The organism is Mesorhizobium sp. BR1-1-3, assembly GCF_020165455.1.
In the GTDB taxonomy this organism is placed as follows: domain Bacteria; phylum Pseudomonadota; class Alphaproteobacteria; order Rhizobiales; family Rhizobiaceae; genus Mesorhizobium; species Mesorhizobium ciceri.
Window position 1 is genome coordinate 846,551 of the sequence record NZ_JAIUIC010000001.1, and the last position, 11,801, is coordinate 858,351.

Consider the following 11,801-nt stretch of genomic DNA (forward strand, 5'->3'; position numbering starts at 1 on the left):
TGACCTTGCTCCCACATCGTCTAGGTTCTGGCCGACACGGCCGCAAAGAGCCGAGATGCTAAAAACGTTGGGAGAGACGCGGCATGATCCTGACACTGGCGCTGCTTGCGGGTCTTGTTCTGGCCTGGCTCCTGATTGGCGTGGCGGAAAAATTCCGCCTCGGCCTACGCTTCACCCAGGCGCTGCTCTATGTCCCGTTCAAGCTTGCCTACCGGATCGGAGACAGCCGCATCAGGATCGCCCGCAAGGCGCAGGCCCCAGTCATCTACGTCATCTCTCATCAATCGCGCTTCGAGCCGGCGCTGATGCTGTCGCTGCTGCCGGAAGACACGCTGCATATTCTCGATGAGGTCTCGGCGCGCTCGCCGTGGCTCGAACCTTGGCGCGAGCTTGGCCGTACCATCGCCTTCAACGCCGAACATGTCTTCGTCAGCCGCCGGCTGGTGCGGGTGCTGAAGGGCAAGGGCCGGCTCGCTGTCTATCTGCCGGATGCAGTCGAGCCCGACGTCAAGACGTTTCGGTTGTTTCGTGCCGTCACCCGCATCGCCATGCAGGCCGATGCCAAAATCGTGCCGATCTTCGTCGGCGGCGCGCGCAGCCTGCCGGTGTCGCTGACGCCTGGGGACAAGGCGCCACGACACTGGTTTCCGCAACTGTCGATCAGCGTGCTGGAGCCGATGACCATCACTGAGCTGGTGGCGCGCAACCCCGAGCAGGCCTCGAACACCAACGCGCTGTTCGACCGTGTCGCCGAGGCGAGGCTCTTCGGCATCAACCTCGATCGTGGCCTGTTCCTGGCCATGCGCGATGCCGCCGACCGCGTCGGCGCTTCGCATATCATCATCGAGGACGTGATCTCCGGCGCGCTGAGCTACCGCAAGCTGTTCATCGGCGCCCGCGTCCTGGGCAGGCGCTTCGAGGCGGTAACGGCTCCGGGCGAGGCAGTCGGCGTGATGCTGCCCAATGCCAATGGCGTCGTGCTGTCGCTCACCGGCCTTCTGTCGGCCGGCCGGGTGGCGGCGATGATCAACTACACGGCCGGGCCGGCGAGCGTCACCGCGGCCGTGCGCACGGCGGTGATAAGGACCGTGATTTCGTCCCGCGCGTTCGTCGAGAAGGCCGACCTTGCCGATATCGTCGCGGCGGTCGAAAAGGGCGGCGCCAGGCTTCTCTGGCTCGAGGATGTGCGGGAGAGCGTCACCGCGCTGGACAAGCTTGCCGCCGCCTTGCTGTGGCGCTGGCCGCTGCAGCGACAGGACGCGGCCAAGCCGGCGGTGATCCTGTTCACCTCGGGCTCGGAAGGCACGCCGAAGGCAGTCGTGCTGTCGCACAAGAACCTTTACGCCAACGCCATGCAGGCTGAGGCGCGCATCACCATCTCGCCCGCCGACATCCTGCTCAACGTGCTGCCGGTGTTCCATTCGTTCGGCCTGACGGGCGGCACCATCCTGCCGCTGGTCACCGGGGTAAAACTGTTCCTCTACCCCTCGCCGCTGCACTACAAGATCATCCCCGAGGTTGCGCGCAAGGTGAAACCGACCATTATGTTCGGCACCGACACGTTCCTCGCCAACTATGCGCGTACCGCCAAGGACGGCGATTTTTCCAGCCTGCGCTTCGTCGTTGCCGGCGCCGAGGCGGTGAAGCCGGAAACCCGCCGTGTCTATCGCGAACGCTTCCAGGCCGAGATCATCGAAGGGTTCGGGCTGACAGAGGCGGCACCGGTGGTTGCCGTCAACACGGCAATCCATGGCCGCGACGGTACCGTCGGGCGGCTGCTGCCGGCCATGCGCATGAAGCTTGAGCCGATCGAAGGCATTTCCGATGCCGGCCAATTGTGGCTCGACGGACCGAACCTGATGATGGGCTATATGACATCGGACCGCCCCGGTGAATTGCAGCCGCTGACGGGCTGGCACGACACCGGCGACATCGTCGCTGTCGACCGCGAAGGCTTCATCACCATTCGCGGCCGCGCCAAGCGCTTCGCCAAGATCGCCGGCGAGATGGTGTCGCTGGGTGCTGTCGAGATGCTGGTGCAGTCGTTGTGGCCGGAAGAACGCCATGCGGCGGTAGCGGTGCCGGACAAGAGGCGCGGCGAGCGCATTGTGCTGGTCACCACCGCCGACGACGCCAATCCCGACGAGTTGCGCAGATTCGGCAAACAAGCCGGCGCCGCCGAACTGATGGTGCCCAACGACATCGTCAAGGTCGAGGAAATCCCGGTGCTGGGTTCGGGCAAGACCGACTATGTCTCGACCCGAAAGCTGGCGATCGACAGGCTGGGGCTCGGCGTCGCGGCCTGAGTCGGATCAAGCACTTCCGCCGACCTTCTAACCTATATCGGAAGGCGGCACCTTCTCGCCCTCCAGCTTGGCGCGCTTGGAATAGGCGCGCACGGAAAACGGCAGGAAGATCAGGTAGCCGGCGACCGAGGCCGTCAGCGTGTACCAGGGATAGGTCATCAACAAGAGAACGTAGAGCACGACCGCCAGGATGACCGGCAGCACCCTGTCGCCCGGGATCTTGATGCTCTTGCCGGAATAGACCGGCAGCCGGCTGACCAGGAGGAAGGCGACAAGCACAGTGAAGCCGGTGGCGACGAAGGCCGCTGGACGACTGGGCTCCAGCCCTGTGCGCAGGAAATAGAGATAGAGCGGCAGCATCACCAGCACAGCACCAGCCGGCGCCGGCACGCCGACGAAATATTCGGACTGCCATATCGGGCGATCGGCCTTCTCGTCATCGAGCACGTTGAAACGGGCGAGGCGCAGCCCGCAGGCGATGGCGAACAGCAGTGCCGCGATCCAGCCCGGCGAACCGGCGCGGTCGAGCAGGAAGGCATAGAGCACCAGAGCCGGCGCCACGCCGAAATTGACGATGTCGGCTAGCGAATCCATCTGCGCGCCGAATTTCGAGGTCGCCTTCAGCATCCGCGCCAAGCGGCCGTCGATGCCGTCGAGGAAGGCGGCAAGCAGCACCATCACCACCGCCGGCTCGAAGCGACCTTCGAAGCCGAAGCGGATGCCGGACAGGCCGGCGCAGATGGCAAGCACGGTGACCAGATTGGGCAGCACCATGCGCATCGGGATTTCGCGGATGCGCGGACCGCCGCTGGCATGGGCCTCGAACTTTTTGTATTGCGTGCCCACCGGTCAGGAAACCCGAACAAGAGGCGTGCCGGCAACACCGCCGAATTCGGCCAGCACGGTTTCGCCGCCGACCGCTGTCTGGCCGACGGCAACGCGCGGCGTGGCGGTCAGCGGCAGGAACACGTCGACACGCGAGCCGAAGCGGATCAGGCCAAAACGCTCGCCAGTGCCGATCGAGCCGCCCGCCTCGGCCCAGCAGACGATGCGCCGCGCCACCAGGCCGGCGATCTGGACGGCAGCGACCGTGCCATTGGGGCTCTCGATGACTAGGCCGTTGCGCTCGTTCTCGGTGCTGGCCTTATCCAGTTCCGCATTGAGGAATTTGCCCGGCCGATGTTCGATTTTCGCAATACGGCCGCGCACCGGGGCGCGGTTCACGTGGCAGGAAAAGACGTTCATGAACACCGAGATGCGGGTCATCTCGGCATTGCCGAGGCCGAGTTCGCGCGGCGGCACGGCGGGTCCGACCGCCGAGATGATGCCGTCGGCGGGGCTGACCACCAAGCGGTCGTCGACCGGCGTGACGCGCTCGGGATCGCGGAAGAAATAAACGCACCAGGCCGTCAGGATCAGACCGATCCAGAACAGGACCGAGGAGAAATAGCCGAGGAAAAGCGTCGCCGCGCCAAAGGCCGCGATGAAGGGATAGCCTTCGCGATGGATCGGTACGAACGCGTTCTTGACCGTATCGACAAGGCTCATCGGGTGTAAACGGGCTCCGTTTCAGGTGGGGCCTCAATAGCCGAAAGCCCCCCTCGCCGCAACGCAACAATCGGCGGCGCGGGCGAACGGGCAAGGGCCTGTCGCCTCAGGATAGCCGAACGCTCCGCGTTCGTGAGGTCGCGACCGGCTCGCATGCCTGTGCCACTGGCGTCAGAATTTCGAGACAATCAGCCCAGATCAGTTGGCACCATCGGCTTCGGCGCGCACAAAATGTTCTTCGATCTCAAGCCTATGGGCATCCGCCAGCGGATCTTCGGCGCCCGACCTCAAGAGCGCGCTCCCGTTGGGAGAGGACACCAAAAACAGCAGTCTACCGTCAGCAGCAACTGTCCAACTGACGACCGATCCTCCCTCGCTCGGAATCAGCATCGATGGCAAAGCAACTGCTCCTGCCGTATCAATTCCAGCCCTGCGCAAAAGAAGGTCGAGGGCTGCTGGTGCCCCGTATTCATCAGCCAGTTCGATGACTGTCGCTATTGAATCAGCGCCGACATGCGACAGCTTCAGACCGACACGTGGAGCACCTTCGCCAAGTAACTCATCAACGCTATCGACCGGTCCGAGGTCGAGTTGCAGTTCTGTACCATCAGCAGCCAGGTACTGGTATGCAGCCGCATGCGTTGGCGTGACTACGCACAAACGCACCCTGCCGGCGTTGGTTACGACCGGAAATGTCATCTGCTTCTCGCCATCTATGTCCAACATCCGTCCTTTGCCGAGCCCGAGCTTAACCTCGGGCTGCGGCAAAGCTGCACAGGCGAGCCCGATGCCCACTTCAAGTCGGCTCGTCATCACTGCTTTCAGATGGAACACCGAACGATGGCGCAATCGAGGTTCGCGCCTGGAGTTGGCCATCACAATGTCAAGAGTGGCCTCCTGGCATTCGGCATCGTCGACAATCTCCAGTTCAGGCCAGGAGGCTATCCAACCCACTGCGCGGGCAAGCATCGGGACGCTGTCTTCCTCCTTGTAAAAAAGATCGTCGAGTCCATCAAGGAAATCAGCGCGGCCACCTTCGAATCCAGTCTGTTCCTCCGCTTCCTTGGGATGTTCCCGGACCCAAGCAACCATCTGTTTCAAAATAGCTAAATGGTTTTCTGCTCGCATTCCAGCCAAAGCCAAATGCACATCCGAGGTGACTTTATCGAGGTGATCACGGTAATTGTGAATAAATTGGCTATGGCCGCCATTAGCCACTTCCATCCCGTATAGGTAAGCGTGAAAAAACTGCCTCGCTGACGGCGGTATTTCGTGATCTTTGTAGAGGCCCTGATCAAACATTGCGGTCACGAAATCCATGACTGCAGTCACGAGGTCAGCAACGTAGTTTTCCTTAGCGGCGCGCTCGACTGCTGAAAACGGGACAACAATTGAAGTCACGCGCGGACTGGCCGTCGGTTGCTCCGGCTGGTACGCCGAAATCGTTGTCGACTGCTGCAGCCTTTTCTTTCGCGAAAAAATTCCGAACATTCCAAAGCCTTCTTACCCGGAGGAAAGCAATACCGGTAGATCAGAGTCTGTCAGCAGAATATCACTTGGAAAAGTGGATAAAAAGGCGCTTGAAATTCATTTTCACTGCGTCTTACCAATATTTTGAAGAACACTTCAACCGATAGTTTGAAGAACACTCCAAAAACTGACCTCGAGGCTTCGTCGCGAACTCAGCAAAGAGCAGCCAAACCAAAATTATCGGTTCTGTGCCTGTCGGCAGACCGCTGCCTCGCCCGTCCTTGGTGAGACAGCGCCATCATGGACCATTTGGCGATGCTGACGCACTCAACAAGGAGTCCCCTACATGCAGAAACCACCTGCCCCCCAAGCGCATCTCGTCACTGCCGGTCTCGCTTTCGGCGAGTCGCCGCGCTGGCATGACGGACGGCTGTGGCTTTGCAACTGGGGCACCGGCGAGATTATCGCCGTCGATGCCGACGGCAACCGCGAGGTCATGCTCACCGTACCGGCTGTCCTGCCCTACTCCATTGACTGGCTGCCGGATGGCCGCCTGCTCGTCATCTCCGGCCGCGAAGGGCTGCTGCTACGACAGGAGGCCGACGGGAGCCTCGTCACTCGCGCCGATTTGCGTGACCTGTCGAAAAGCCCTTGGAACGAGATCGTCGTCGACGGGCGCGGCAACACCTATGTCAATGGCGGCGGACCGGCGCCGGCTTCTGGCGAGCATTTCAGCCCCGGCACCATCGTGTTGATCACGCCGGACGGCGCGGTCCGGCAGGTGGCGGAAAATATCGCCTTTGCCAACGGCATGGCAGTGAGCCCGGACAACAAGACGCTGATTGTCGCGGAATCCCATGCCAATCGGCTGACCGCCTTCGACATTGCCGCCGACGGCAGCCTTGCCAACCGAAGGGTCTGGGCCGACCTCGACGGCTATCCCGACGGCATCTGCCTCGATGCCGAAGGGGCGGCCTGGTATGCGGATGTTCCCAACAAGCGTTGCGTGCGGGTGCGTGAAGGCGGCGAGGTGCTGCAGACAGTGACCGTCGATCGCGGCTGCTTTGCCTGCATGCTGGGCGGCACCGACAGGAAAACGCTGTTCATTCTCGCCGCCGAATGGCGCGGCTTCGAGCATATGCTCAGCGACGCCCGCACCGGCCAGGTGTTCAGCGTCGAAGCGCCGGCACCTGGCATCGGCTGGCCGTAACAGCCTTGCTACAGCCCGGGAACCCTCTGATAGTTGGCGATGTCGGCGCGAACGCCGAGCCGGGCGATCGTCTCCTGCGGGTTGAAGGCGATGCGCTCGTGCGCGGCCTTGACGATCGGCACGACATTGTCGACGGCCGCCTGGCTTTCCCATTCGACGATGGTGACGAGGTTGAATTCGCCCGGCCCGGAGAATTGCTCGAGCAGGAAATCCTGCACGAAGCCCTGCTGCAGGCGCAGCAATTCATGCGTTGTCCTGACCTTGGCGAGTATCTCCTCGCGGGCGCCGGCCGGGACGACGAATTTGTCCACCCTGAACACGCTGCCGCCGTTAACGCTCTGATTTGTCTTGCTCATTTCGATTGCTCCGTTCTCGATTCACGCTGGTTGGCGGGCTCCAAGAACGACCTACGATCTCAACTTAAGTTGAGGTCAAGCGGAATTTTTTCTCCTTCTCCCCTTGTGGGAGAAGGGAGAGCAGCGCCATCGCCTATGACACCTCCGACGTGCGCCGGCGGACGACGACGCCAAGTTCGTCGCCTTCGCGAGCCAAGCGCAGCCGCTCTTCGGCTTCGGTCGCCTCGCGCTGGCGGTCCCACATCGAGGCGTAGAGGCCATATTTGCGCATCAGCTCGGCATGGGTGCCGCGCTCGGCGATCTGGCCGTCCTGCAGCACGATGATCTCATCGGCCGTGATCACCGTCGACAGGCGGTGGGCGATGACGATGGTGGTGCGGCCACGGCTGACCAGATCGAGCGCGGCCTGGATCTCCTGTTCGGTGTGGCTGTCGAGCGCCGAGGTCGCTTCGTCGAGCATCAGGATCGGCGGCGCCTTCAAAATGGTGCGGGCGATTGCCACGCGCTGCTTCTCGCCGCCCGAAAGTTTTAGCCCGCGTTCGCCGACCATCGACTTGTAGCCGTCAGGCAATCGCTCGATGAACGGGCCGATCTGAGCGAGCTCGGCGGCCTTGCGCATATCCTCCTCGCTGGCGCCGATGCGGCCATAGCGGATGTTGTAGGCGATGGTGTCGTTGAACAGCACGGTGTCCTGCGGCACCATGCCGATCGCCCCGCGCAGGCTCTCCTGCGTCACGTCCCTGATATCCTGGCCATCGATCAGCACCTGGCCGCCCTGAACGTCGTAGAAGCGGAACAAAAGCCGCGAGATGGTCGACTTGCCGGCACCCGAAGGCCCGACAATGGCGACGGTCTTGCCGGCCGGCACCTCGAAGCTGATGCCCTTCAGGATCTTCCGGTTCGGATCATAGGAGAAATGCACGTCGCGGAACTCGACCTTGCCGGCACTGACGGCGAGCGGCCTGGCATCGGGCTTGTCGACGATCTCCTGCGGCACATCCAGCAGATCGAACATCTGCTCGATATCGGTCAGCCCCTGGCGGATTTCGCGGTAGATGAAGCCGATGAAATTGAGCGGCACCGACAGCTGCATCAGCATGGCGTTGATGAAGACGAAGTCACCGACCGTCTGCGTGCCGGCCTGCACTTCGAGCGCCGACATGCACATGACGATGACGGTGCCCAGGCCGAAGATGATGCCCTGCCCGAAATTCAGCCAGCCAAGCGAGGTCCAGATGCGCGTCGCGGCGACCTCGTAGCGTGCCATGGAGCGGTCGAAGCGCTCGGCTTCCATGCCCTCATTGTTGAAATATTTCACCGTCTCGTAGTTGAGCAGCGAGTCGATTGCCTTGGTGTTGGCGTCGGTATCGCTGTCGTTCATGTCGCGGCGGATCGAGATGCGCCAGTCGCTGGCGCGGACCGTGAACCAGACATAGACCCAGACGGTGACCGCGACGACGACCACATATTTCCAGCCATAGGTGTAGGCGAAGATGCCTGTGGTCAGCGCGAATTCGAGGATGGTCGGCGCCGTGTTGAGCATGATGAAGCGCACGATCGTCTCGATGCCCTTGGTGCCGCGCTCGATGATGCGCGACAGGCCGCCGGTGCGGCGCTCGAGATGGAAGCGCAGCGACAGTTGGTGCATGTGAACGAAAGTACGGAAGGCGAGCTGGCGCACGGCATATTGGCCGACGCGGGCAAACAGCGCGTCGCGCAGCTGATTGAAGCCAAGCTGCACCAGGCGCACGACATTGTAGGCGACGACCAGCATGACGGGCGCCAGCAGGAAGCTCGGCAGCGGCGGCGCCGATTTGGCGTCGCCGGCCAGCGCGTCGGTCGCCCATTTGAAGAAATAGGGACCGGCGACCAGCGTCAGCTTGGCGACGACCAGCAACAGCGTCGCCCATGTGACCCGGGCTCTCAGATCGGCGCGATCCGCCGGCCACATGTAAGGCCACAAATTGAGCAGCGTCTTGAAAGTCGAGGAGTCGGAGATGGTTTTTTCGGCCATTTCTTGTGCCTTCTTCTTATTTCAGCGGCCGGAGCAGCAGGAATTGACGAGAGCGGCCACCGATGCGGAGACATCGGCGAGCGCGGCATGGTCGATCGCATAGCGCGAGCGCTGGCGATCGGGCTCGAAGCGAACCAGCCCGGCTTCGACCAGTATTTTCAGATGTTGTGACACGGTGGACTGCGCCAGATCTAAGCGGTCGACGACCTCGCGGCAGCAGCAGGAACTGCTCGTCGATAGGTGTTTCAGGATTTCGATCCGCGCCGGATGGGAAAGCGCTGCAAGTCGGGCGGCGACCGCACGGCTGTCCGGACCGCCGCATGATGCGTTTGTTTCCATCAGGGATTCTGCCATCGTTCATCGGCGATAGACGATGAACGGGCACGGGGCAAGCTAACCCTATGGGCAGAGCGCCGGAACCGCCAATCTCCCCCTCGTGGGAGAGATGTCCGGCAAAGGTAGCTCGACCGGATTTGGCCGACAGGCTGGCGAGGCGCCCCCCTCTGCCCTGCCGGGCATCTCCCACAAGGGGGAGATTGCGCTCAACCGTCGGCGCTCAAACCCTACTCCGTCTTGGCGGGCGCTGTCGTTGCCTGCTCGCCCATGGCCTTGAGGTCGGCGGCTTCGCCTTCCTTCGACTTTTCCGGGACCTTGAACACCTGGCCCGGCCAGATGCGGTCGGGATCACTGATCTGGTCCTGGTTGGCGAGGTAGATGGTCGAGAAGCGTACGCCGTGGCCATAGACGCGCCGCGAGATCCGCCACAGCGTGTCGTTGCGGCGGATGATGACGGCGCCGTCGGCATGTTCAAGCTTGGGCGCCACGGTCTCGGGCACATCGCTTGGCGGCGTCGCCTCCGCCACAACGGCCGGAGCCTCGGCGGCGGGAGCAGGCGTCGTGGCCGGGGCCGTTTCGGCCGCGGCCGGCGCCTCGGCGGCGGCAGGTGCGGCCGGCTTGGGCTGAACGGGCTTCGGCGCCGAGGGTGCCACGGCGGCGATCGCTTCGCCGGGCTCACGCTCGAACGGTACGGCCGCGCGGGCCACAACTGTCACACCGTCGGCATCGAGGCCGTCGACATGGATTGTGTAGCTGCCGACCGGAATGTCGCGCGTCGCCTCGACCAGGAAATGACCGTCCGTCGAAGTTTGCGCGTCACCGAGCAGGATGTCGTTGGCATACGCGCGCACCTTGCGGCCGGCATCGGCGAGGCCGGCGACAAAGATCTTGCTGCCGTCGATCTCGACCGCCTCGACGACGATCTTGGGCTCGGTCACGCCTGCAGCGGGCGGCGTCGCCGGCGCTGCAGGAGCCGGTGTTGCGTCGACCACGGCTGGCGCTGGGGCGGCTGGCGCCGGAGCGGTTGCGGGGGCTTCGGCTGTGGGAGCAGCCGGCGCGGCGGCCGGAGCAGCCGGCTTTGTCTCGGGTGCGGGAACGGTCAGCAATTCGGCCGGCTTGCCCGGCTCCTCGACCATGGCCAGCACCTGGCCGGCCGCATCCTTGGGAACCGAAACGACGGCGGTCTGCACCGAGGGCGTTACGACGTCACCGGTGGTCGCGCGCAGCGCGATCGTATAATCGCCGGGCTTCAGCGGATCATCGAGAATGATAACGAAGGCGCCATCGGGACCAGCGACCGTCGAGCCAAGCACCGTCGAGCCATTGAGGATTTCGACCTTGGCGTTGGGCGCCGCATTGCCGGCGACGACAATCGAGCCATTGCTTTCAACGCGCACGACGTCGAAAGACGGTGCGACCGGACCGGCCGCAGCCGGCGCGTCCGCGGCCGGTGCGGCCGGTGCCGTTGCCTGGGGCACTGCGGCGGGAGCCGCCGGGACCTCAGCGGCGGGCAGCCGCGCTTCGGTGCCGGGATCAGCCGATTTTGCCGCTGCGGGCGGCGTCTGCGCCGCCACTTGCGCCGGCGGCGTGGGATTGAGATACGGGTCGAGTGCGCCCGCTACATAGGCGGTTCCCGCGGCCGCAACGGTCCCACCCGCCGCGAACAGGAACGCCTTCAGTGGATTAATTGCCATATTTCCCTACCCCTTAGCCACCTAACGCCGGTCTAGCCTGTTTTAGCAATACCGACAAGAAAAAGCCCAGGCCGTTAACCCTTGGGGCTTGACCGCGCTTTCAGACCCAATCACCAATCATCGACATGAACACGATTCGATCCGTCTGCGTCTATTGCGGCTCGTCTCCGGGCCGCGATGAAATCTATATCAAGGCCGGACACCTGCTCGGGCGCTCAATTGCCAAAGCGGGATTGCGGCTGGTCTATGGCGGCGGCACCAAAGGCATCATGGGCGCTGTCGCCGAAGGCGCGCTCAAGGCCGGCGGCAAGGTGACGGGCATCATTCCGCGCTTCCTGATCAACAAGGAGGCGAGCGAAACAGCGCTTGACCGGCTCGATGAACTCTTGATCACCGACAACATGCACGAGCGCAAGCACAAGATGTTCGAGAAATCCGACGCCTTTGTGGCACTGCCGGGCGGCATCGGCACGGTCGAGGAGATCGTCGAGATCATGACCTGGGGACAACTTGGCCATCATCGCAAGCCGATCGTCTTCGCCAATGTCAAAGGATTTTGGGATCCGATGCTGGCGCTGCTCGATCACATGGCCGCCGAAGGCTTCATCCACACCGCGCAGCGGGTCAAGCCGCTGGTCGTCGACGACCCCGAAGCGATCGTCGCCGCCATCATGGTAGCCGGATCGTCCGTCGACGCCCCGACCGAGGGCGTGCAGTCGGTGATCGATAAGATGTAGGGGAATAAGGCAGTAGGGCAATATGTGACAACAAGTGAATTGCCTGGAGGTCTCTGCCCTACTGCCCTACTGCCCTACTGCCCTACTGCCCTACTGCCCTACTGCCCTACTGCCCTACTGCCCTACTGCC

The 11,801-nt window shown here is 63.1% G+C and carries 10 protein-coding genes; 3 read left to right on the forward strand and 7 right to left on the reverse strand.

What is annotated here, in order from left to right; all coding sequences use genetic code 11:
* Positions 1–83 precede the first annotated feature (83 nt).
* Positions 84–2,306, forward strand: a complete 2,223-nt coding sequence (locus LB559_RS04280) for an AMP-binding protein (protein ID WP_224673088.1) — start codon at positions 84–86, stop codon at positions 2,304–2,306.
* A 27-nt stretch (positions 2,307–2,333) separates the two neighbouring features.
* Here the strand turns inward: LB559_RS04280 and LB559_RS04285 are convergent, their stop codons facing one another.
* The 3 genes from LB559_RS04285 to LB559_RS04295 form a co-directional block, all read right to left on the reverse strand.
* Positions 2,334–3,152: a CDP-alcohol phosphatidyltransferase family protein gene (locus LB559_RS04285; protein ID WP_411970023.1), complete on the reverse strand. Its 819-nt coding sequence runs from the start codon at positions 3,150–3,152 to the stop codon at positions 2,334–2,336.
* A 3-nt stretch (positions 3,153–3,155) separates the two neighbouring features.
* The gene (locus LB559_RS04290; protein ID WP_027162687.1) at positions 3,156–3,854 is read right to left on the reverse strand and encodes a phosphatidylserine decarboxylase; all 699 of its coding nucleotides are present in this window, start codon (positions 3,852–3,854) and stop codon (positions 3,156–3,158) included.
* Positions 3,855–4,052: 198 nt separating this feature from the next.
* Positions 4,053–5,345 (reverse strand): DUF4375 domain-containing protein, encoded by a 1,293-nt coding sequence (locus tag LB559_RS04295; protein WP_224673089.1) that lies wholly within the window; start codon positions 5,343–5,345, stop codon positions 4,053–4,055.
* Between the two features lie 325 nt (positions 5,346–5,670).
* On the opposite strand from LB559_RS04295, the gene LB559_RS04300 reads away from it, so the two are divergent.
* Complete coding sequence (locus tag LB559_RS04300; RefSeq protein WP_024504336.1) at positions 5,671–6,534, forward strand: SMP-30/gluconolactonase/LRE family protein; 864 nt, start codon at positions 5,671–5,673, stop codon at positions 6,532–6,534.
* Positions 6,535–6,542: 8 nt separating this feature from the next.
* Here the strand turns inward: LB559_RS04300 and LB559_RS04305 are convergent, their stop codons facing one another.
* From LB559_RS04305 to LB559_RS04320, 4 genes are all read right to left on the reverse strand, one after another.
* Positions 6,543–6,890 carry an antibiotic biosynthesis monooxygenase gene (locus LB559_RS04305; protein WP_224673090.1) on the reverse strand — a complete coding sequence of 116 codons (348 nt, stop codon included), beginning with the start codon at positions 6,888–6,890 and terminating at the stop codon, positions 6,543–6,545.
* A 133-nt stretch (positions 6,891–7,023) separates the two neighbouring features.
* Complete coding sequence (locus LB559_RS04310) at positions 7,024–8,904, reverse strand: ABCB family ABC transporter ATP-binding protein/permease (RefSeq protein WP_224673091.1); 1,881 nt, start codon at positions 8,902–8,904, stop codon at positions 7,024–7,026.
* Positions 8,905–8,925: 21 nt separating this feature from the next.
* Complete coding sequence (locus LB559_RS04315) at positions 8,926–9,258, reverse strand: ArsR/SmtB family transcription factor (protein WP_013532548.1); 333 nt, start codon at positions 9,256–9,258, stop codon at positions 8,926–8,928.
* A 209-nt stretch (positions 9,259–9,467) separates the two neighbouring features.
* Positions 9,468–10,934 (reverse strand): LysM peptidoglycan-binding domain-containing protein, encoded by a 1,467-nt coding sequence (locus tag LB559_RS04320; RefSeq protein ID WP_224673092.1) that lies wholly within the window; start codon positions 10,932–10,934, stop codon positions 9,468–9,470.
* A gap of 125 nt (positions 10,935–11,059) precedes the next feature.
* On the opposite strand from LB559_RS04320, the gene LB559_RS04325 reads away from it, so the two are divergent.
* Positions 11,060–11,671, forward strand: coding sequence for a TIGR00730 family Rossman fold protein (locus LB559_RS04325; RefSeq protein ID WP_013532550.1), 612 nt, complete (start codon positions 11,060–11,062; stop codon positions 11,669–11,671).
* The last annotated feature ends 130 nt before the right edge of the window (positions 11,672–11,801 follow it).

Coding starts and splice junctions, on each gene's coding strand:
- LB559_RS04280 (WP_224673088.1), top strand. CDS start 84: ATGATCCTGACACTGGCGCTGCTTGCGGGTCTTGTTCTGGCCTGGCTC.
- LB559_RS04290 (WP_027162687.1), bottom strand. CDS start 3,854: ATGAGCCTTGTCGATACGGTCAAGAACGCGTTCGTACCGATCCATCGC.
- LB559_RS04295 (WP_224673089.1), bottom strand. CDS start 5,345: ATGTTCGGAATTTTTTCGCGAAAGAAAAGGCTGCAGCAGTCGACAACG.
- LB559_RS04300 (WP_024504336.1), top strand. CDS start 5,671: ATGCAGAAACCACCTGCCCCCCAAGCGCATCTCGTCACTGCCGGTCTC.
- LB559_RS04305 (WP_224673090.1), bottom strand. CDS start 6,890: ATGAGCAAGACAAATCAGAGCGTTAACGGCGGCAGCGTGTTCAGGGTG.
- LB559_RS04310 (WP_224673091.1), bottom strand. CDS start 8,904: ATGGCCGAAAAAACCATCTCCGACTCCTCGACTTTCAAGACGCTGCTC.
- LB559_RS04315 (WP_013532548.1), bottom strand. CDS start 9,258: ATGGCAGAATCCCTGATGGAAACAAACGCATCATGCGGCGGTCCGGAC.
- LB559_RS04320 (WP_224673092.1), bottom strand. CDS start 10,934: ATGGCAATTAATCCACTGAAGGCGTTCCTGTTCGCGGCGGGTGGGACC.
- LB559_RS04325 (WP_013532550.1), top strand. CDS start 11,060: ATGAACACGATTCGATCCGTCTGCGTCTATTGCGGCTCGTCTCCGGGC.